Below are 20756 nucleotides of genomic sequence, written 5' to 3'. Positions count from 1 at the left end.
CGAGCCCGGAAGGGTAGAGAGAATCGATGGTAGTCCTGGTCGTCCGGCTGATCTTCATGTTCGTCGGAGGCATCGGGGGCTACGAGCTCGGGGAGCTGATGGAGCGGTCCTACCTGCAGAAGATGGACCCCACGTATTCGATCATCGGCTTCATCATATCCATCATGGTCTGCGTGGGACTCGGTTTCGTGATCGGCGGGGCCGCGGGAAGGTATACCGCGAAGCTCCTCAACCGTTTCGAGGTCGCCATCCAGGACATTCCCGGAACCGATCTCCTTATGGGAGCCGTTGGCATCATCGCCGGGTTCCTCATAGCGTTCCTGCCCTCGATGATCCTCTTCCGAACGTACCCGGGTTGGGTCTTCGCGCTCGTCCTGTACGCGTTCTGCGGCGTGATAGGGTATATCGTGGCGGTGCAGAAGAAGGATGACCTCCTCAATTTCTTCCGGCCGTCGCGGTCGCCGCAAGTGGTGGAAAGGGGCTCCCGGCCAGCGGCATCGCGCATCCTGGATACCAGCGTTATCGTGGACGGGCGCATAAGCGACATCTGCTATTCCGGTTTCCTGGAGGGCGAGCTGGTGGTGCCGCGCTTCGTGCTCAACGAGCTCCAGGTCATAGCAGATTCCGAGGACCCGCTGAAGCGCAATCGCGGACGGAGAGGCCTCGAGGTCCTCAACGCCCTGCAGAGGCAGGACCGCGTGGAGGTGCGCATCGAGGAACAGGATTTTCCGGAGCTGGCGGGCGTGGATTCCAAGCTGGTGGCCCTCGCCAAGGCCATGAACCTGCCCGTGATGACCACCGACTTCAACCTGAACAAGATCGCCGAGCTGCAGGGCGTGCGGGTCATGAACATCAACGAGCTGTCCAACGCCCTTAAGCCGGTTGTTTTGCCCGGAGAGCCGCTGACCGTTTCCATCATCAGGGAAGGGAAGGAAGCGGGCCAGGGGGTCGGTTACCTGGATGACGGAACCATGGTGGTGGTGGAGGGAGGCAAGAAGTTCATCGGCGAAGAGGTGAACGCGACTGTTACCAGTATTCTCCAGACACCGGCCGGAAGGATGATCTTCGCCGCCTTGAAAGGGAGGGGCGGATGAGCTCCGGGACTGCGGCGGTGGTGGCCGGAGCGGGGCGCGGCGAGAGAGTCGGCGCGCCGGAGGGAAAGCAATTCCTGAGGCTGTCCGGCATACCCGTGCTCGCGCGCTCCCTCCTCAACCTGGAGGCCGTGGGAGAGATAGACGAGATCATCCTGGTGGTGAACCCGGAGGAAATACGCAGGGCGGAGCGGGAGATAATCGAGGCGTACGGCTTGCGCAGGGTTACGGCGGTGGTGGCGGGAGGAGAGTGGAGGCAGGAATCCGTTTGCAACGCCCTGCGCACCCTTTCCACCCGGGCGGATTACATCGTGGTGCACGACGGCGCGCGCCCGCTCGCGACACCAGCGCTCTTCCAAAGGGTCCTGAAAGCCCTGAGGGACGCGGATTGCGAGGGGGTCATCTCCGCCGTACCCGTGGTGGACACGGTGAAGGAGGTCGAGGGGGGCTGGGTGCTGCGCACCCCGGACAGGAGGCGCCTGTGGGCGGTGCAGACTCCCCAGTGCTTCCGCGCCGCGGCCCTGCTGGACGCGCACGAGCGCGCGTACCGGGAGGGGGTGTGGGCCACGGACGACGCGGCCCTCCTGGAGAGATACCGTTACCGGGTGCGGGTGGTGGAAGGTGAGTTGACCAACATAAAGATAACCTACGCGAGCGACCTCATCCTGGCCGAGGCGCTCCTGGAGAAAGGAGGCCTGGAAATTGCCCTACCGGGTGGGACTGGGGTTTGACGCCCACGCCTTCCAGGAAGGGCGGAAGCTGATACTGGGAGGGGTGGAGATCAGGCACGACCGTGGGCTGGCCGGCCATTCCGACGCCGACGTCCTCGTGCACGCCCTCATGGACGCCCTGCTTGGCGCCTGCGGGGAGAGGGACATAGGGGTGAGATTCCCGGACGGCGATGACGCGTACCTGGGCATATCGAGCATGGTTCTCCTGGAGGAGGTGACGGGTCTCGTCCTGGAGAGGGGCTTCCGCGTCGTGAACGTCGACTGCGTGATAGTGGCCCAGGAACCGCGCCTGTCGCCGTATGTCGATGAGATGCGTTCCCGCATCTCGGCCGTTCTCGGCATCTCCGCGGAGCAGGTGGGGGTGCAGGTGACCACGACGGAGGGCATGGGGTTTACGGGGCGGGGAGAGGGAATAGCGGCCATGGCCACCGCGCTCCTGGCGAAAAAGGAGCCCTGAGCGTACCGCGCCCGTCTCGCGGCCATGCCGCTCTTGACGCAACTCGCGTCTCCGTCTGAGCCGCATGGCGTCACGGCGGGGCCTCTTGCCTCGTCTTCGCACAAGCCTCGCTTCACCTCTATCTGCTTCACCTATATCTCTATCTGAAAAACGCGCGGATCTCTGCCCGGACCGCGTGGCGTCGACGATCCCCTTATGGCCCCGGGCGTGTGGGGGGGAGCGCGCGCATGGCTGCGGGCGCGGCCTTTCCGGTGACCACGGCCGGTTCTTCCGGTGAAGGATGCAGCGGGAGGGCGAGTCGCGGCACGCGCCCCGTCAAAGGCCCAGGCGGCCCGCTATTCCCTGCATGGCCTCCAGGGCCAGCGCCAGGAAGTCGTCCAGCGGGAGGCCGGCCTTCTCGCATTCGAGGATGACCTCCCGGCGGGCGCCCCGCGCGAAGGCCTTCTCCCTCATGCGCTTGCGCAGCGAGCTCACCTTGACCCCCGCGAGTTTCCTGTCGGGCAGCACCAGGGCGGCGGCCACGATGAGGCCGGTCACCGTTTCCGCGGCGGCGAGGGCATGCTGGAAGGCGGTGTTCCTCTCGCCCAGGCCCAGCCCCTCGGCATTGTGCATGCGCACGGCGTCCACCATCTCGGCGGGCGCGTCCCTTTCCGCCAGCATGCAGGCGGCCTTCTCCGCGTGCAGCGACATGTCGTTGCCGGTGATCTCCAGGTCGATGTCGTGGAGCAGGCCCGCGAGTCCCCATGTCTCCTCGTCCTCGCCAAGCTCGCGCGCCAGCCGCCGCATCACCGCCTCCGTGGCGTAGCAGTGCTTGCGCAGGTTCTCGGACTTCAGGTTATCATGCAGGAGGGCGAGTGCCTCTTCCCTGTCCATGCAACCCCCTCCTCACCGCTCGTAGTCCACGCCGCAGCGTCGTAGCTATTATAGCCGATCGGTCAACGTCTTTAGGGGAGAGCGAGATGGGAGCGAGCGGGAAGCTTTCCCGAAACGTCCGCCAGGCGAGCGAAATCGGCGTTCAAAAGCAAGGTCTGCTTAAAGTACGCTGCGATAGATCCGATTGACATCTTAGGTCCGGGGCTCCATACTTGACCCTTGGCCCGCACGGGGAAGGAGGACGAGAACAAGGGTCGGTCTTTTCACGGTAAGGTTCCCGCATGCCGCAGAGGACGCAGGTTGCAGGACGGAGGCAAGAAGCATTGAACGACGCGAAGAGGATAGCCCGGAACATAATGGTGATCATGGGAGGCGGGACCTTCCGCGCCGTGCTCATGCCCCTCTTCACCGTGCTCGTGGCTCGCAAGTTGGGCACGGAGGGGTTCGGGGCGTATTCCTTCGCCCTCTCGCTGGCCTACATCCTCCTCATCGTGGGCGAGATGGGGCTGCCCAAGCTGGTGGTGAGGGAGCTCGCCGCGGACCGGGAGCAGGTGGCCCGCTACATGGGTGACCTCGCCGTGCTCAGGCTCGTCACCGGGCTGGCCAGCATGGGCATCATCTACGCCATCATAGCCGTAACCGCGCGTTCCCCCGATACGCGCCTCCCCCTTTTCCTCGTCGGTCTCAGCTACGTGGTCTTCACGGGGCTCCGGCGCTTCTTCGACGCCATATTCCAGGCCTTCGAGGTGATGAAGTACCAGGCGATAGCGGACCTGGTGGACATCCTGCTCACCTTCGGTGTGGGCACCCTGCTCCTTTTCCGCGGCTTCGGCCTGGTGGGCATCTCCTACGCCCTCATGGTGGGAGCCGTGGTCTCCATGGGGGTGGATTTCATGATCCTGACCCGCAGGATAGGTCGGCCCGCCTTCTCCTTCGACCTGACCTTCTGGAAGAGGATGGCGGTCGGCGCCCTTCCCTTCGGCGTCATCGGCCTGGTGACCTTCCTCTTCGGCTACACCAACACGGTGATGGTCTCGGCCTTCAAGGGCGATCACCAGGCGGGCCTCTTCAGCTCCGCCTACCGTATCGTGTGGGCCATGGCGGTGGTGCCGGCCACCTGCATGACCGCCGTTTTCCCGTTTCTTGCCAGGATGGGCAGGTCCGCCGACGATCGACACCGGGAGGTCATCCGCAGGGTGGTGAAGTACCTGGCGTGCGTGAGCCTCCCCTTCTGCGCCATGTTGTTCCTCTTCACCCCGCAGCTGCTCTCCGCCGTCTACGGAGAATCATACCTGGAAGCGCGGCCCGCCCTGTGGATACTGGCCGCCTTACCCCTCTTCAGCTTCACCTACATACCCCTCATCGAGCTCATGAACGCGCGTTACCGGCACCGCTTGAGCGTCTGCGCCATCCTCACCTGCGCGGGGATCAACGTGGCGCTCTGCCTGGTCCTGGCGCCCTTGATGGGGTTCGTGGGAGCGGCCGTGAGCACGCTGGTGTCCGAGGTGTGCCTTCTCTGCATCACCCTCTTCTTCTCCTGGAAGCACATGCGCATCGACCCGCGCCTGCTGGGTAACTGGAAACCGGCGCTGGCCGCCGCCGCGGGAGCCCTGTTATGCCTGCCGCTGCGCGGCGCCCTCCCCTTCCACGGGCTGGTCCTGACCTTCGTGGCCTGCTACCTGGGCGCGCTTTTCGCGCTGCGCACTTTCGATGCGACCGACCTGCGCATCTTCCGCTCGGCTTTGCCCCTGCCCATGCGCGCCGCTTCCCGGGGATGATGGGGCACCGCGGTTATGGGCAGGGGGAACGAGCTAGGCGACGGCGTGTATCTCCAGGGTCAGTTCTCCCTCTTCCGAGAATTCCCATTCCGCCCTGGATTCCCCCCCGACGACAGTCTCGAAGTATCCTTGCATGAGGCCGACGAGCATGAGGTACATGGCAGTATTTTCCATGACCATGCGCAGTTTGTTCCTCCCTACCTGGAGAGAGCGGAGGTTACCCAGGCCGCGCAGCGCGAGGAGCTTGCGGAACTGCTCCTCGCTCTCTATCTCCGAAGCCCCGAAAAAGCCGGACTTGACGAAGCGGCGCTGGGCCTCCACGACGACAAGGGGTATCTCCTCACCGAGCTCCCTTTCCAGCTCGTCGAATACCGCCTCCAGGTAGGAAGGTCCCAGCATGGCGACACGGCGGCCCGTGACCTCGTCCCGGATGACCCCCCGCTCCGGGTACCACCGGAAAGCGGAGAGGGCGGCAGGTCCACCGCAACCGGCGCAACGTTCCAGCTCCACGTCACCCTCGTGCAGGTGGTACTCCCTGAGCCGTAACCTGCCCTGGAACTGCGGGGGATGCTCGCACGGGATGCAGAGTATCTCGATGGTGTCCTCTGCCAAGAACTCGTACTTCACGTCGTTGTCCCTGCGCGTTATGGCCTCCACCGCGCCTGTCATGTCCCCGCACCACAAGGGGACCGAGTAGGGTTCGCGCACCCTCTGCCTGAGATAATCGTCGTCATCACGCTCGTAACGGTACCCAACCGGCGAGACATCCCCGTAGCCCATGATGCGCGCCACAGCATTGTTGGCGTCGATCAGGATCTGCATGTCCAGCTCCTTGTTGATGGCTTTTTCCTTGATCTCGTCGGGAACCAGGCGGTCGATATACTGGCGCGTGGCACGCCGCTTGGTCTCGATGACGATGCGCTCGATGGGCAGGCCCAGGATATCCTCGATCCCCTTGAAGAGGACGTCCAGGTTATCGCTTTCGATCAACGCCATGCGGTGCGAGGTATCGCTGGACTGCACGATGAAACCCCCACCCGCCCAGACGTGATTATCCGCGAATTGCCTGGGGACTCCGCCTTCGGGGCACCTCTCGACTCCCTTCACGACAACCCCCTTCATCGATACCCGGTCCAGGCCGGTGAGGTCGACGGAACGGGCGCTTGCCGCATCCCCTCCCGCCAGTCTTTCCTCCTTTCCCTAATCATCAGGTATTTTACCGAACACGGATGCGGTTTGGTACTTTGACGCACAAGATCGCCTTGCCGTCGCTGCATCCCTTAACCGCCTGGTGAACCGATTCGATCCCTCCCCATTTCGGGTTTCACGCGCGGGAAAGAAGCCCTGCCTCCCTGCAAGGGTCGTAAAGCCGGGGAAAGTCCGGGCTCCCTTCCTTGAAAAGTGGGGCGCGCTGAATAACGACGAGAGGGAGGAAAGAGACAACTACCCCTTCGCTCCCCTCCATTCCCAGAAAAGAGGGGCGCGCTGAACGACGGCTGCCGAGGCACGGTGGTTGGGTACGATGGGGGGAGGGGTCAAGCGATGCATGGACGGGTGCGTGACGCCCTGCTCTCCTATCGTATCGTGCGTGGCACGCCGCGTTGCGGCAGCGCGCCCGGATGCAGGTAGGCCGGCATGCCTCGCGGATCGCCGGTCCGGCGAGTACGGACCGGGTACCCTGCGGATGTATATTTGATATAATAACCCCTGCGCGGCGCTGGAGGAGCGCGGGTTCCCGGGCCCTGGTAAGGCCGAAAAGCCGATGCAGGGCGGGGATTGAAGATATGGGCCGGATCCGAAACGGACCTCACCGGGAAACGACGACACGTCGGAATAAAGCGTCAGAGAAGAGGAAAGCGAGGTAAGAGACATGGCAGAAGTGAAGGAAGCTGTCCTGGTGGACGGGGTAAGGACCCCCAACTTCAGAGCCCACGCGGAGAAAGGCTGGGCCCGTCACCTGCGGCCGGACGAACTCCTCACCTACGTGTACAAGGCGCTCTTCGAGCGCAACCCCAAGGTGAAGCCGGAGGACGTGGAGGCGGTCTTCTGCGGCACCGCCAACCAGACCGGCATGCAGAACGACATCGCCCGCCTGGGCTGGCTGGCCTCGGGCCTGCCGGAGAGCGTGCCCACCAACGGCATCAACCAGCAGTGCCCCTCGGGGATGTCCGCCCTCGAGCATGCCTGCCGGGCCATCATGGCCGGGGAGGGCGACATCTTCATCGCTTCCGGCGTGGAGGACATGATGAACGTCCCCATGGCCATGAACATGGACATCCCCCCGCGCATCGCCCAGTACTACAACCCCCTGGAGCTCCCCATGGGGGCCACGGCGGAAAAGATCGCCGAGCTTTACAACATCTCCCGCGAGGATGCCGAGCTCATGGCCTACTGGAGCCACATCAAGGCCCGCGACGCGCGCGACGCCGGCAAGTTCAAGGACGAGATCGTGCCCATCCCCGCCCTGGACGACGACGGCAATGAGTTCATGTGCGACCGCGACCAGTGGATACGCGACAACCCCAGCCTGGAGCAGATGGCCCAGATGAAGCCGGCCTTCAAGCCGGACGGCGTGGTCACCGCGGCCATCAGCTCCCCCCTCACCGTGGGCGCCTGCGCCGCGATCTTCATGAGCAGGGAGAAGGCCGACGAGCTGGGGCTCACCTACCATCTGCGCTACGGCGGCGGTTGCATGGCCGGTTGCGACCCCACGGTCATGGGCATCGGTCCCGTTCCCGCGGTGCGCAAGCTACTGGCCCGCAAGGGGCTGACGGTGGAGGACATCGACCTCTGGGAGCTCAACGAGGCCTTCGGCACCCAGTCCCTGGCGGTCATCCGCGAGCTGGGCATCGGGCACAACGCCCCCTTCGACAACATCAACGTGTGGGGCGGGGCGCTGGCCCTGGGCCATCCGCTGGGCGAGTCCGGCCTGCGTATCGTCATCACCCTGAACAACATCATGAAGAAGGACTTCCCGGAGGCCAAGCGCGGCATCGCTACCCTCTGCGGCGGCTTCGGCAACGCCAACGCGTCCCTCTGGGAGAAAGTGGAATAAACGGCTAAGCGGTCCTTAAAGCCGGGAGGCGCGATACTTCGCGCCTCCCTTTTTCTGCTATTCGGCTTGCTATGCGGGATGGGTTTTTAGGGATGGGTTTGCGGCGCCCGCTCGCCTCCGAAGCTGCGGGACCGGGCGGGGCCGGGAGGCGCGGTACTTCACGCCTCCCCTTGTCTTCGTCTATCTGCGAAAGATTGTGCCCGGCTGAAGTAAGATGAAAGATTGTGCCCGGCTGAAGTAAGATGAATCAGGTTGAAGATAGCCCGGGTAGAGCTGTGCGGAATCCGGCGCCTTTCCCGAAGCCCGGGGTTATCTTTCGGCCCGGAGCATCTCCCTGTCTCTTGGTGCGTGGAAGACGGAGGGCGATGACCGATGACCGTGGCGATAATCGTTATCCTGGCGGTGCTCGCGAGCATAACGGCCGACGTCTGTGTCCTTTCCTGGTGGATAAAGCGCCTGAGGGTCGAGGCCGTCGAGTCCCTGCGGGAAACCGTGGACGGCGAGAAGGTCTATCACGTGGAGGACTGCAACTACTTCGGCACGCTCTCGAGGGGTTATGCCCAGCTCAGGGGAAACGGAATCCTTGCCCTTACTGACAGGGGCATCCATTTCCGCATGCTGCTTCCCCGCCGGTACCTGTTTATCCCCCTTGCTTCCGTACGCGCCGTCTCACGGCCGCGCTCCTTCCTGGGAAAGACGAGGGCGGGAGAGCTGCTGCGCGTCGATTTTGCGGACGATGAAGGTCGGGAGGATGCCTGCGCCTGGCTGGTCCCCTCCCCGGAATGGTGGACGGAGGCCCTGCATGCCCTGCGGGCGGGCGGCGAGCCCCCTACCGTGCCGCCTCCGCGGGCATGACGGAAGGAGCGCTTGTTGTGTCAAGGAAAGGGTTTTCCGCCTTGAGAACTTCAATATGTCCCCGGGAACCGAGAGGGATCGCCCGCAAGAACACCTTGTTTACTCGTTAATATGGGGGTCACCACGGTTTCACGGGGATCTCTTGTTGTCAGGAGGGAAAGCGTCGGTAGAAGGCGCGCTTGGTCACCTCTGCGCCCAGCACGTAAAGGCAGACTATGAGGGCCAGCACGGGAAAGAAGGCGAGAGGAAGTCTCTGGAACCCGAAGACCTCGCCCAGCGGAAAGAAAGGCAGGGAGAGAGCCGTCAGAACCACCAGCAGGGTGGCCACGGCCAGGAACTTTCCCGGCCGGCTGCGGAAGAAGGGCTTGCGGGTGCGTACGACCAGGACGATCAGGGAAGCTGAGACCACCGATTCCATGAACCAGCCGGTGCGGAATTGGCGCGCATCGGCGTGCAGCAGCAGGAGAAGGGCGCCGAAGGTCAGGAAGTCGAAAAGGGAGCTCAGGGGACCGAAAACCAGCATGAAGCGGCGTATGAACCCGATATCCCAACGCCGGGGTCTTTCCACCAAGTCTTCGTCCACGTTGTCGGTGGCGATACCCATCTCCGGAAAATCGGTCAGGAGGTTGGTAAGCAGTATCTGCCCGGGAAGCATGGGCAGGAAGGAAAGAAAAAGGGAGGCGCCGGCCATGCTGAACATGTTCCCGAAATTGGCGCTGGTGGCCATGAACACGTACTTCAGGGTGTTGTTGAAAGTCCTCCTCCCTTCCGCCACTCCCTGTACCAGGACGTCAAGGTCCCTCTCCAGGAGGACGATCTGCGCCGCGTCCTTAGCCGCGTCCACCGCGCCGTCCACGGAGATTCCCACGTCCGCGGCGTGGAGGGCGGGAGCGTCGTTTATCCCGTCGCCCAGGAAACCCACCACGTTGCCCGCCTTCTTCAGGGCCAGGATGATGCGCTCCTTCTGGTTGGGATCGATCTCGGCGAAGACGTCAACTTCCCTCACCCGGCCCAGGAGGGCCTCGTCGCTCATGCGGCGCATCTCGGGTCCCGCGAGCAGCACGGGTCGCTGAAGACCCACCTCCTCTGCCAGCCGCCCGGCCGCCAGGCGATTGTCCCCGGTGATCACCTTGAGTTTAACCCCAAGATTTTCCAGGCGTTGCACCGTTTCCCGGACTCCCGGTTTGGGAGGATCGAAAAAGGTGAGCATGCCGGAAAAAATCATCTCACGCTCGTCCTCGCGGGATATGGAATCCCTGCCGTCCAACAGGCGATAAGCCACGCCCAGCACGCGTAAGCCCTGCGCGCTCTGTTCCCGGAAGACCCGGTCGATGTCCCCGGCGAGGGACTCCAGGCTCACCAGCTTTCCCTCCGCAACCTCCGCCTGCGTGCAGACTTCCAGCACCTTGTCCAGCGCGCCCTTGGTCACCATCAGGGTTCCTTCCTTTGCGGCGACCAGCACGGTAAGGCGCTTGCGGACGAAGTCGTAGGGAATCTCGTCCAGCTTCCGGAAGCCGCCGGGGTCAAGGGCGCATTCCCGTCGCAGCGCCTCGTCTATGGGATTGGAGAACCCGGTTTCCATGGCGGCGTTCAGGCACCCCAGGCGCATGGCCCTGGAGGAGGCTTCGCCTCGCGGGCCCAGCGCCGAGGAAAGGTTCACCTCGCCACGAGTGATGGTACCCGTCTTGTCCGAGCAGAGCACGTTCATGCTGCCGAAGTTTTCGATGGAGGCCAGGACCTTCACGATGACCTTGCTTTGGGCCATGCGCCGTGCTCCGTGGGAGAGGTTGACGCTGATGATGGCGGGCAGCAGTTGGGGGGTAAGGCCCACCGCCAGGGCCAGGGAGAAGAGCAGGGAATCCAGGATGGGTCGGTGGAAGGCCACGTTCACCGCGAAGATGAAGATTACAAGTACCAGGGTAGCCTCCATGAGCAGGAAGCCGAAGTGACGTACGCCGCGCTCGAACTCCGTTTCCGCCGGCTTGAGCTGCAGGCGGTGGGAGATCTTCCCGAACTCGGTGTCCCGGCCGGTGAGGACAACCACCGCCCGCGCTTCGCCGCTGATCACGTGCGTGCCCATGAAAAGGGCGTTCTCCCTGCCCGAGAGCGGAGTGTCCGCGGGCACCGCTCCGGGGTTCTTCTCCACCGGGAAGGTCTCCCCGGTGAGCACGGCCTCGTCCACGAAGAGGTCGGTGGATTCCAGGAGCAGGCAATCGCCGGGGATGGAGGAGCCGGCGGACAGAAGGACCACGTCGCCGGGCACCAGCTCCTCCACGTCGCTCTCCACCGCTTTCCCGTCCCGCAGCACCAGGGCCTTTATCCTTACCAGGGAGAGCAATCCGGCCACGGCGTCGGCGGCTCCCTTTTCCTGCCAGAACCCCAGCATTCCGCTCACCAGGATGATGGAGAGGATGATCATCCCGTCGGTAGGATCATGAAGGAAGAAAGATACCGAGGCGGCGAAAGCCAGAATGAGGATGATGGGGCTCCTGAACTGGTTGACCAGAAGGGAGAACTTTCCCTTCCTTTTCTCCGGCCTGAGGAGATTTGGTCCGTACCTGTTGAGCCGGGACCGCGCTTCCCCGGAGCTCAAGCCGGCGGACGAGGAACCAAGACGTCTTAACGCTTCCTCCGGGGAAAGGGACCAGAACTCCGTAAGGCTTTCATCGACCATGTGCTTGTCCGTACGCTTTTCCGCCCGGCCGGCAGCAAGGCTATCCGATATCGCTGCCACGGAACGCTTCTTATTATACCCTTGTGCCACCTGGCGCCGTCCGGGGGCATGGACTACGCCCACGGGAGATCGCCATACCCTTCCTCCCCGTGACCTCTACACCCTCCATCCAGCACGAGGGATCCGTGGAGGGCGGCGTTATGTCCCCGTTTTCCGGCGCCGGGACGTAAAGGTTGTCGTCCAGGTAGTCCTTCATCTTGTCCATTTTCACCTCCTTTCCTTTGCGTCGCACGTTCCTTCCCTTACATCGAAAGGGATGGAGTTTAAGGGCGGGTTCGTTTTCGTTGAACAATGCGTAAAGACTGCCCGTGTTTTTCGGAAACGTGTATATTGAAACGTGTATATCCTTAAGGAAGAGGGGAACGTGACCGCAGTCGGGAAGTGATCGCGTGAAGAAGGATGGTGAGCGGCCCTGAAAAAGATCCTGATCATCGAGGACGAAAGGCCCCTGGCGGAGGCGGTGGCCTTCAACCTGGAAAAAGAAGGATTCCGAGTGGATATAGCCCTGGACGGTGAGAGCGGCTGGCGCAGGTGCCGGGAGGGCGGCTACGACCTGGTGCTCCTGGACCTCATGCTCCCGGGCGTCGACGGCATGGAGATCTGCCGGCGGCTGCGGCGCGAGGGCGACCTTCCCGTGATCATGCTCACGGCCAAGGATTCCGACCTGGACAAGATCCTGGGCCTGGAGCTGGGCGCCGACGACTACGTCACCAAGCCCTTCAACATGCGGGAACTGGTGGCCCGGGTGAGGGCCGTGCTGCGGCGTTCCGGGGAAAAGCGGGCCGGGAAGGAGGAGGGAACGCTGCGCGCAGGCGACATCGCGCTGGACAGGGAGCGGCACGAGGTTACGGTGAGGGGGCAGGTGGTGGAGATGCCGCTCATGGAATACCGGCTGCTGGAACTGTTCCTCCGCCACCCGGGCAAGGCTCTCCCGCGCGAATACCTGATAAGCCAGGCGTGGGAGGGAGATTATTACGGGCAGAGCAAGACCCTTGACGTGCACATCCGGCGCCTCCGCGAGAAGGTGGAGGAGGATCCGGCAAACCCCCGCCGCATCGTCACCGTGCGCGGAGTGGGTTACCGCTTCGAGGCGCCCGGGGAGGAAGCTTGAAAAGCCTGAGGCGCATCCTGATCGCCCGCTACACCGCCCTGGTGGCCGCGATCCTGGCCCTCCTGTCCCTTCTGGTAATAATTCCCATACGAAGTTACACCCTTTCCCGCGAGAGGAGGAGCCTGGAGGAACAGGCCCAACTTTTCGCCGGCCAGGCAGGCCGCTTCTTCAGCGGGGAGATGGCTCCCCGTGAGGTGGACCGCTATCTCGAGGAGCTGGCGGGCGACCTGCCGACCAGGCTGACGGTCATCGATGCCGAAGGCGTGGTCCTCGGGGACTCGGAATACCCTGCCGAGGAGATGGAAAACCATGCCGGCAGGCCGGAAGTGGCGGCGGCTTTGCGGGGGGAAGTCTTTTCCATAAGCCGGGAATCACGCACCCTGGACAGGACTTTCATCTATGCTGCCGCACCGGTGGTGGTGGACGGAAGGATCGTTGGAGTGGCCAGGGTATCCGTAAAGGAAGAGGACATCATGCCGGTTATCTTGCGTGTATGGTGGATATTTCTGGCCGCATCCGGGCTACTTCTCCTCGTGATCGTGGCGGCAAGCGTATGGACGGAGAGGACGGTGGTGGGTGCCCTGGACGGGTTACGGGAAGCGGTGGCCGACGTGGCGACCGGCGATATGCGAAGGAAGGTGGAGGCCTCAAACATCTCCGATTTCTCGAAGCTGGCGGAGAACTTCAACGCCATGGCCGGGGAGGTACGCCGGCGCGTGGAGGAAGTCGATACTGAGAGGAAGAAGCTGGAAGCCATCCTGGAAAGCGTATCCACGGGCGTGCTGGTGACGGGAGAAGGGGAGCGCATCATGCTCCTCAACCCGGCCGCGGAGCGCATCCTGGGAGTGGAAGCGGATACGGTCATTGGCCGCCGTCTCATCGAGGCATTCTCCAGCGCGGAGCTGGAGGAGGCGGTAAGGCGCGCCGCGGGGGGGGCGAGGGTGGAGGAGGAGATAGAGCTCCTCTATCCCTGGAACATGACCCTGCGCCTGAAGTCCAGCCCGGTCGAGACCGCGGACGGCAGGATCCTGGCGACGGTGAGCACCCTGGAGGACGTAACCGCACTGAAGCGCGTGGACCGCGTCCGGCAGGATTTCGTGGCCAACGTCTCCCACGAGCTGCGCACCCCGGTGGCCACCATCCGCGCCCTGGTCGAGTCCCTGGCGGGGGGCGCGCTGGAGAGCCGGGATACGGCGGAGCGTTTCCTGCGCGACCTTGACCGCGAGACGGCCCGTCTGGCGCAGCTCGTGGAGGACCTGCTCACACTGAGCAGGCTGGAGGCCGGGGAGACGATCCTGAGGGTGGAGAGATTCCCCCTGGCGGAGCTGGTAGCCGAATGCCTGGAGGGGAAGGGCAAGCTGGCCGCCAGGTACGGGGTGGAGATGAAGGCGGCGGGAGGCGGCGAAGTGATGGTGGAGGCGGACCGGCGCCTCCTGGCCACGCTTCTCAACAACCTGCTGGACAACGCGGTAAAGTACAACCAGCCGGGAGGGAGCGTGCGGGTGAGCTTCTCCAGGGAGGGCGAAGACGTGGTCCTGGAGGTGCGGGACACGGGGGTGGGTATTCCCAGGGAGGAGCTCCCCCGCATTTTCGAGCGGTTCTACCGGCTGGACCGCGCCCGCTCCCGGGAGACGGGAGGCACCGGCCTGGGGCTTTCCATCGTTAAGCACATCGCCGAGCTTCACGGGTGGGCGGTAAGCGTGGAGAGTGTGCCCGGAGAAGGCTCCGCCTTTTTCGTCCGCATTGAAAGGCCTGCTCCCGGTGCCGAGGATACGTAGTTCCGCAGAAGGTCACCCGGGCCGTTAAACTGGTTTTAAACTTTCCTTCCAAAAGAATTTACCTCGTTTCAACCCGCGCTTAAACGACATCCGGCCAAATAAACCCGTAGGGAAAAGGGATCGGCAGGGTTCCTCCTACGTTCCGGGGAGCACGGGCGAAAGCTCGTGCTCAGGCAAAGATAAGGTGCGATAGAGAAGAAGGAGGTAGGGAATGAAGGCAAGGAAGCTCTTCCCCCCCGTGTTCGTCGCCCTACTGGCGGTTGTCCTCGTGGCGGCGGCCGTGGGTTGCGGCGGCGAGGGGAAAAGCGAGGGAGAGGGCAAGGAGGAGAAGCCCAAGCTTTCGGGCACCCTGAACCTTTCCGGGTCCACGACCGTGCTCCCGCTGGCCCAGGAGGCCGCGGAGATGTTCATGGACGAAAACCCGGACGTCACGGTCAACGTGCAGGGTGGGGGTTCCAGCGTGGGCATTTCCAACGTCTCCGAGGGGGTGGTGGACATCGGCAACTCCTCCCGGGATCTTAAGGACGAGGAGAAAGACAAGGGCCTGGTCGACCACAAGATAGCCCTCGACATCATCGTGGTCATCGCCCACAAGGACATCCCCCTGGACAACCTCACCAAGGACCAGGTCTTCAACATCTTCACCGGCAAGGTGAAGAACTGGAAGGAAGTGGGGGGTCCGGATCAGGCCATCGTGGTGGTGGTACGCGACGAGGCGTCCGGGACGCGCGAGATGTTCGACGAGAAGGCCCTGAAGAAGGAGAAGCCCGTGGCCGGCGCCATCGAGTGCAACAGCAACGGGATCGTGCGCCAGACGGTTTCCTCGACTCCGTACTCCATCGGGTACATCTCGTATGGCTACCTCGATAATTCGGTGAAAGGTCTGAAGTATGACGGGGTGGCGGCCAACAAGGAGAACGCGGTCAACAAGACCTACCCTCTCTCCCGTTACCTGCACATGTTCACCAAGGGAGAGGCCACCGGGCTGGCCAAGGAGTTCATCGATTTCATACTCTCGGACCGTTTCCAGAACGAGGTGGTGGCCAAGGAATATATCCCCATGACCAAGATATGACATCCAGGTGCGGCCCTGCATGAAGGGACTCCGATAAGGCCTTTTTCTGGATGAAATGAGCGGGAGAGAAAGCGGGGAAGACGGCGATGTCGTCGATCGGCAGGGAATGGCTGATCAAGAAGATACTGATGGTCATGGCGCTGATGACGGTGCTCGGGTTGGCACTGGTCGTCTTCTTCGTGGCCAGGGAATCCGTGCCCGCCTTCACCCGGGTGGGTCCCGCCAATCTCTTCAGCTCCGCCTGGAGTCCCGGGGACGGCCGCTACGGGATGCTGGTATTCCTGACCGGGACGCTTGCTACCACCGCCGGGGGGCTTCTCCTGGGCACCCCCCTAGCCCTGGGCTTGGCCCTTTTCCTCACCCAGGTCGCTCCCCGGCGTTCCCGGTCACTTTTCACCCGCGGCGTGGAATTGCTGGCCGGTATACCCTCCATAGTGCTGGGCTGGCTCGGTTTCACCATCCTTGTGCCGTGGATAAGGAAGGTGACGGGAAGCTCGGGGAGCGGGATCCTGGCGGCCTCGATCATCCTATCCGTCATGGCACTACCCACCATCACCGCCATCGCCAAGGACGCCCTGGAAGCGGTTCCCTCTTCCTATCTGCACGCGTCGCTTTCCCTGGGGGCGACGCGCTGGCAGACCATCCGCCGCGTACTCATCCCGGCGGCCGGCCCGGGCATACTGGCCGCCGTTATCCTGGGTATGGGTAGGGCGATAGGCGAGACCATGGCGGTGGCCATGGTCATCGGGCCCGCTTCCGTGTTCCCCAGCTCGCTCACCTCCCCCACCCACACCTTGACCACCAAGATCCTCATGGAGATGGGTGAATCCACCGGAGTGCAGAGGTCGTCACTCTTCGCCATGGGGTTGGTGCTCCTTGTCCTGGCCATGATCATGGTGTGCCTGGTGCGTTGGGTCAGCAGGAAGCAGCGGGTGGCCGTGAGGTGGGCGGAATGAACGGGGCAGGGGCACCGTTGCGGTCGGCCGCGTGCAACACCCTGTTAATGAGCGGCACCGGCCGCGGTAAGAGGGCGGCCCTTGCGGCCGACCGCGCTGCCACAACGCTTGTCTGGGTTTCCGCCGTGACGGCGTTGCTCGTGCTCGCCTTCATCATCGGGACCATACTGTGGAACGGACTCGGCACGGCTCTCTCGCCCTCCTTTGTTTTCGGTAAACCGCAGGCCATGCGCGAGGGAGGAGGCATCTGGCCCATGATAGTCTCCTCCTCTTACCTGGCGTTGCTCACCCTGCTGATGGTCGTCCCCCTGGGAGTGGGGGCCGCCGTTTACATGGCCGAGTTCGCCCGCGAGGGCCGCCTTACCCGCCTTATCCGATTCGGCGCGGATTCCCTGTCGGCGGTGCCCTCGGTGGTCTTCGGAATTTTCGGCATGGTGATCTTCGTCATCTACCTGGGGCTGGGGTATTCTTTGCTTGCGGGGGCCTTGACACTCGCTTTGCTCAACCTGCCCACCGTCATGCGCTCTTCGGAGGAAGCCCTCCTGGCGGTCCCCCGCTCATATCGTGAGGCGGCCTTCGCCATGGGATGCACGCGCTGGGAAACGGCCAAGAAGGTCGTGCTGCCGGCGGCGCTGCCCGGGATAACCACGGGAGCCGTGCTTTGCGTGGGGAGGATCATAGGGGAAAGCGCGGCCGTCGTTTACACCGTCGGCCTTTTCGTGCGCAAGGTCCCCTGGTCTCCCCTGGATCCGGCCGCCCCCATGGCAGCCAATATCTGGCACATGTACACCGAGGGGGCGCTGGTCCCGGACTGGCTTCGCGTGGCCAGCGGAGAGGCGGCCTTCTTGCTCCTGACGGTCCTCGTCCTCAATCTGCTGGCGAGAATGTCGGCGGGGATCCTGAGGAAAAAGATGGGTTACAGGGTATGAGCAGAGTAAGGATCTGGATGGGGTGCGGCTTTTCCGGTTGATGCATGTCGGGGAAGTGCACGGTGCGGAATGTTTTAGGATGTCCCTCCGCGGAGCGAACGGGAGAGAGATGCGACGAAAGCGCTGATCGAAAGCGCCTCTAGCAAGAACGGCATGGCGAGAGGAGCGAAGCGAGGATGGGTGGCGGCATGACTAGCGAGGTTACCGGCGTGGATCGTGAAGACACGGGGATGGATAACCCTACCGGCGTTGAGATGAGCGCGGAGGTCGGCGCTCCAGGTGGCCTCCGGGAGGGTGAGCATGCGGAGCCCTTCGTCGGGGGGGAAACGGGCTTGCGTGAAACGGGGGGCGCGAAGTTCGTCCTGGAGGGTATGAGCCTTTTCTATGGAAAACAGAAGATACTCGAGGACATCGGCCTGGAAGTGAAGGAACGCAGCATAACCGCGGTCATCGGCCCTTCCGGGTGCGGCAAGTCGTCGTTTTTGCGCTGCCTCAATCGCATGAACGACCTTGTAGAGGGGTGCCGCGTGGAGGGCAGGGTGCTGTTGGACGGCGTGGACATCTACGATCGCTACTGCGACCCCATCGCCCTGCGCCAGAAGGTGGGCATGGTTTTCCAGAAGCCCAACCCCTTCCCGAAGACGGTCTTCGAGAACGTCGCCTTCGGCCCGCGTGTTCTCGGCATAAAGGACCGCGTTGCCTTGCAGGATATAGTGGAGGCCAGCCTGAGGAAGGCGGCATTATGGGAAGAGGTCAAGGACAAGCTGCGCGAGCCGGCTATGGCCCTCTCCGGCGGACAGCAGCAGCGCCTGTGCATCGCCCGCGTGCTGGCGGTGGAGCCGGAGGTCATCCTCCTCGACGAGCCCTGTTCGGCGCTCGATCCCATCGCCACGCAGCGCATCGAGGACCTGCTGGTGGAGCTGAAGGAGCGCTATACCATCGTCATCGTCACCCACAACATGCAGCAGGCTGCACGGGTGAGCGACTACACCGCCTTCTTCCTCATCGAGAGACAGGGGGAGCCGGGGCGGATGATCGAGTTCGGAGAAACGGGTACCATCTTCACCAACCCCTCGGACGAGAGGACGGAGAGGTACATAACGGGGAGATTCGGGTAGGGGAGGGCGATTTTGGAGGCCAGGAAGGACTTTCACGAGCAGCTGGAAGAGCTGTACGCGGAGACGCTGCGCATGGGGAGCGAGCTCCTGCAGACCATAGAGAGGACGCGGCTCTGTTTCCTGGAGCTGGACCACCGGGCCGCCGACGAGATAATAGCCGGCGACGACCTCTTCGACGCTTACCGCAACCGGCTGGAGGAGGGTGGCCTGGAGCTGCTTGCAAGGCAGGCTCCGGTGGCCGTGGACCTGAGGCTCATCATCGTCATCATGCGCATCGCCCAGAAGTTCGAGCGCATGGCCGACCTCTGCGAGGACATCGCGGTGGCGGTGAAGAACATCCACGCCGCTGCCGTACGCTCCTGGATGAGGGAGGCCATAGACGAGATGGCCCGGCGGGCCATGCGGCTGGTGGAACGGGCCATGGATTGTTTCAAGGAGCGCAACGTGGAGATGGCCAGGGAGCTGGACGCCATGGACGACGCCGTGGACCGCCTCTACCGCGGCTTCTTCAAGGAGTTCGACAGCGGGCGCGAGGAGGAGCTGGAGGTGGCCGTGCGCGTCGTCATGATCGCCCGCTTCTTCGAGCGCATCGCCGACCATGCCGTGGATATCGGGGAACACGTGCGTTTCATGGTGGAGGGATCCTAGGAAACGCTGCACCGCTTGATCGCCGTTCCATCCTTGATGCCGTATCCTTGATGCTGCTTCGTCTACTCGCTTGCCATGGATCTTCGCCCTAAATATAATAAGACAGCCTAACCGCTGTTTTGCCGGCGAGATCAAAGGGCGAACGACCTTCAGGATATCGGGACATGCAAATGCCTGCTGCTGCGTGCCGGTGAGATCGCGGCGGGCGACTTTATCGTTTCTCCCGGATTGACGAAGTAGATATCAAGAGGGAGCAAATATGGCGGAAATAGACACCTGTCCCGATTGCGGAACTCCCTTCTATGTCAGCAGCCAGCATGTCTGGACGGAGGAAGGGGTGATCCGGCCCCGGCGCGACGAACGCCAGAGGCTGGTGTTGTTCGAATGCGGCAACCTCGATCCCGTTTACCGGGGGATCGAGGAGATCATAGGCACGTCCGTGCAACACCTGGTCATCGACGCCTCGCGCAGATATACCCGGGAGTACATGCGTTACGTCTTGCCGGAAGACGTCATCGAGATGATCAGGAAAAGGGAAATAGACCTGCAGGTCGTTTTCGACTCGACCTTCGTCATCTGGAAGGCCATGGGATACGGGAAGCTCACGCTGGCGGACGTGAGATACGAGGGAACGAAAGACGATTACATAACCGTGCTGGCCGAGAGGCCCTACTCCGTGCCCCTGGCGGTAGGCAACTTCGCGGGCGCCATAGAGGCCGTGGTGGGGAGGGAGCCGGGCATAAGATACGAGGAGACCTCGCCCGGTGTCTACCGCATAACCATCTTCGAGGCCGAGAACCCCTCTGAGTTGAAGAGCAGGTTACGGTGGAAGGACTACGCCCAGGAGCCCAGGCCGGGCAAATGCAGCCTGGAAAAGTGTCCGCACTGCGAGGCGCCCCTTGCGCTGCAGGAGTTCAAGTGGGACCTGGCCAACGGTTCCATCAGGAGCTCTCTCACGGGCAGGCGCATGGTCATGACGGGACCAGCCATGGTGGATCCCGTGTTCGAGGAGCTGGAGAACGAGCTGGGAGAGGAGATCCCCCGCGTGGTGGTGGAGGCCCAGAGGCGCTTCGTCAAATCCGGTTTCTTCGCGGTGGAGGAGGTGACCACCGAGGAGGGCATGCGCGAGAAGCTGGCCGTACGGGGACTGGGATACCTGGAGTACCTGCGCATGGGCAGGAGGGGCGTGGAGCTGAAGATGGTCAACGTCGCCCTGCCCCTGCTGGGCGTGGGTCTCGCCCAGGGGCTTTTCGAGAAGGCCTTCAACGTCGAGAGCAGGGTGGAATGGGAGCTCACCCCCGAGGGGGACCTGCACATCGAGGTCATGCCCGTCACCTCCTGAGCGCCCGCGCTACCTCCCTGTCTCTCCGGAGAAGCACCGACTTTCCAATCAGAATGACGGGAACATGAGTACGCTCCAGATAAAATGAGGAAAACATGATCAGATATGCGGTAACCTGCGATCGGCGTGCGACCGGAATGAAGACGAAAGCACCCGGAAGGTTAACCGCCGCTCGCCGAAGTAGATCCAGATATAAAGAGACCAGGGATGTGTTGACAGGGGTGT

At 63.1% G+C, this 20756-nt stretch carries 18 protein-coding genes; 14 read left to right on the top strand and 4 right to left on the bottom strand.

Going from position 1 to position 20756, the window contains the following annotated elements; all coding sequences use genetic code 11:
- The first annotated feature begins 56 nt into the window (after positions 1 to 56).
- The 3 genes from H5T73_05555 to H5T73_05545 are packed head-to-tail and all read left to right on the top strand — an operon-like array spanning position 57 to position 2279.
- Positions 57 to 1094, top strand: a complete 1038-nt coding sequence (locus H5T73_05555; GenBank protein ID MBC7247226.1) for a TRAM domain-containing protein — start codon at positions 57 to 59, stop codon at positions 1092 to 1094.
- Positions 1091 to 1822 (top strand): 2-C-methyl-D-erythritol 4-phosphate cytidylyltransferase, encoded by a 732-nt coding sequence (locus H5T73_05550; protein MBC7247225.1) that lies wholly within the window; start codon positions 1091 to 1093, stop codon positions 1820 to 1822. The genes H5T73_05555 and H5T73_05550 overlap by 4 nt, the downstream gene beginning before the upstream one ends.
- Entirely contained in the window at positions 1794 to 2279 is a 486-nt protein-coding gene (locus tag H5T73_05545) for a 2-C-methyl-D-erythritol 2,4-cyclodiphosphate synthase (protein ID MBC7247224.1), read from the top strand. The genes H5T73_05550 and H5T73_05545 overlap by 29 nt, the downstream gene beginning before the upstream one ends.
- A gap of 315 nt (positions 2280 to 2594) precedes the next feature.
- Here H5T73_05545 and H5T73_05540 read toward each other — a convergent pair whose 3' ends face one another.
- Positions 2595 to 3152: an HDIG domain-containing protein gene (locus H5T73_05540; protein ID MBC7247223.1), complete on the bottom strand. Its 558-nt coding sequence runs from the start codon at positions 3150 to 3152 to the stop codon at positions 2595 to 2597.
- A 323-nt stretch (positions 3153 to 3475) separates the two neighbouring features.
- On the opposite strand from H5T73_05540, the gene H5T73_05535 reads away from it, so the two are divergent.
- On the top strand, positions 3476 to 4930 hold the full coding sequence (locus H5T73_05535; protein MBC7247222.1) for a flippase: 1455 nt from the start codon (positions 3476 to 3478) through the stop codon (positions 4928 to 4930).
- 33 nt (positions 4931 to 4963) lie between these two features.
- Here H5T73_05535 and H5T73_05530 read toward each other — a convergent pair whose 3' ends face one another.
- The gene (locus H5T73_05530) at positions 4964 to 6037 is read right to left on the bottom strand and encodes a hypothetical protein (protein MBC7247221.1); all 1074 of its coding nucleotides are present in this window, start codon (positions 6035 to 6037) and stop codon (positions 4964 to 4966) included.
- Positions 6038 to 6809: 772 nt separating this feature from the next.
- Between H5T73_05530 and H5T73_05525 the strand changes: the two genes are divergently transcribed.
- Both H5T73_05525 and H5T73_05520 read left to right on the top strand, forming a co-directional pair.
- A complete protein-coding gene (locus H5T73_05525) occupies positions 6810 to 7985 on the top strand; it encodes a thiolase family protein (GenBank protein MBC7247220.1) in 1176 nt (391 codons plus the stop codon).
- Positions 7986 to 8357: 372 nt separating this feature from the next.
- Positions 8358 to 8840: a hypothetical protein gene (locus H5T73_05520; GenBank protein MBC7247219.1), complete on the top strand. Its 483-nt coding sequence runs from the start codon at positions 8358 to 8360 to the stop codon at positions 8838 to 8840.
- Positions 8841 to 8988: 148 nt separating this feature from the next.
- On the opposite strand, the gene mgtA is transcribed toward H5T73_05520, so the two are convergent.
- Both mgtA and H5T73_05510 read right to left on the bottom strand, forming a co-directional pair.
- Complete coding sequence (mgtA, locus tag H5T73_05515) at positions 8989 to 11514, bottom strand: magnesium-translocating P-type ATPase (protein MBC7247218.1); 2526 nt, start codon at positions 11512 to 11514, stop codon at positions 8989 to 8991.
- Between the two features lie 73 nt (positions 11515 to 11587).
- The gene (locus H5T73_05510) at positions 11588 to 11779 is read right to left on the bottom strand and encodes a hypothetical protein (protein ID MBC7247217.1); all 192 of its coding nucleotides are present in this window, start codon (positions 11777 to 11779) and stop codon (positions 11588 to 11590) included.
- Between the two features lie 207 nt (positions 11780 to 11986).
- On the opposite strand from H5T73_05510, the gene H5T73_05505 reads away from it, so the two are divergent.
- The 8 genes from H5T73_05505 to H5T73_05470 all read left to right on the top strand — a co-directional run bounded on the left by H5T73_05505 (position 11987) and on the right by H5T73_05470 (position 20531).
- Positions 11987 to 12685: a response regulator transcription factor gene (locus H5T73_05505; protein ID MBC7247216.1), complete on the top strand. Its 699-nt coding sequence runs from the start codon at positions 11987 to 11989 to the stop codon at positions 12683 to 12685.
- Positions 12682 to 14463, top strand: coding sequence for a PAS domain S-box protein (locus tag H5T73_05500; GenBank protein ID MBC7247215.1), 1782 nt, complete (start codon positions 12682 to 12684; stop codon positions 14461 to 14463). The genes H5T73_05505 and H5T73_05500 overlap by 4 nt, the downstream gene beginning before the upstream one ends.
- Before the next feature lie 211 nt (positions 14464 to 14674).
- Positions 14675 to 15538 (top strand): phosphate ABC transporter substrate-binding protein, encoded by an 864-nt coding sequence (locus tag H5T73_05495; GenBank protein ID MBC7247214.1) that lies wholly within the window; start codon positions 14675 to 14677, stop codon positions 15536 to 15538.
- Positions 15539 to 15624: 86 nt separating this feature from the next.
- Positions 15625 to 16494 (top strand): phosphate ABC transporter permease subunit PstC, encoded by an 870-nt coding sequence (gene pstC / locus H5T73_05490; protein ID MBC7247213.1) that lies wholly within the window; start codon positions 15625 to 15627, stop codon positions 16492 to 16494.
- Positions 16491 to 17423 carry a phosphate ABC transporter permease PstA gene (gene pstA, locus H5T73_05485; protein MBC7247212.1) on the top strand — a complete coding sequence of 311 codons (933 nt, stop codon included), beginning with the start codon at positions 16491 to 16493 and terminating at the stop codon, positions 17421 to 17423. The genes pstC and pstA overlap by 4 nt, the downstream gene beginning before the upstream one ends.
- A 254-nt stretch (positions 17424 to 17677) precedes the next feature.
- The gene (locus H5T73_05480) at positions 17678 to 18541 is read left to right on the top strand and encodes a phosphate ABC transporter ATP-binding protein (protein ID MBC7247211.1); all 864 of its coding nucleotides are present in this window, start codon (positions 17678 to 17680) and stop codon (positions 18539 to 18541) included.
- A gap of 12 nt (positions 18542 to 18553) precedes the next feature.
- Entirely contained in the window at positions 18554 to 19189 is a 636-nt protein-coding gene (phoU, locus tag H5T73_05475) for a phosphate signaling complex protein PhoU (GenBank protein MBC7247210.1), read from the top strand.
- 259 nt (positions 19190 to 19448) lie between these two features.
- Positions 19449 to 20531, top strand: coding sequence for a hypothetical protein (locus tag H5T73_05470; GenBank protein ID MBC7247209.1), 1083 nt, complete (start codon positions 19449 to 19451; stop codon positions 20529 to 20531).
- The last annotated feature ends 225 nt before the right edge of the window (positions 20532 to 20756 follow it).

The organism is Actinomycetota bacterium (assembly GCA_014360655.1).
In the GTDB taxonomy this organism is placed as follows: Bacteria; Actinomycetota; Geothermincolia; order Geothermincolales; family RBG-13-55-18; genus JACIXC01.
The sequence above is the reverse complement of the archived record's forward strand: the minus strand, read 5'-3'. Positions and strand labels throughout refer to the sequence as shown.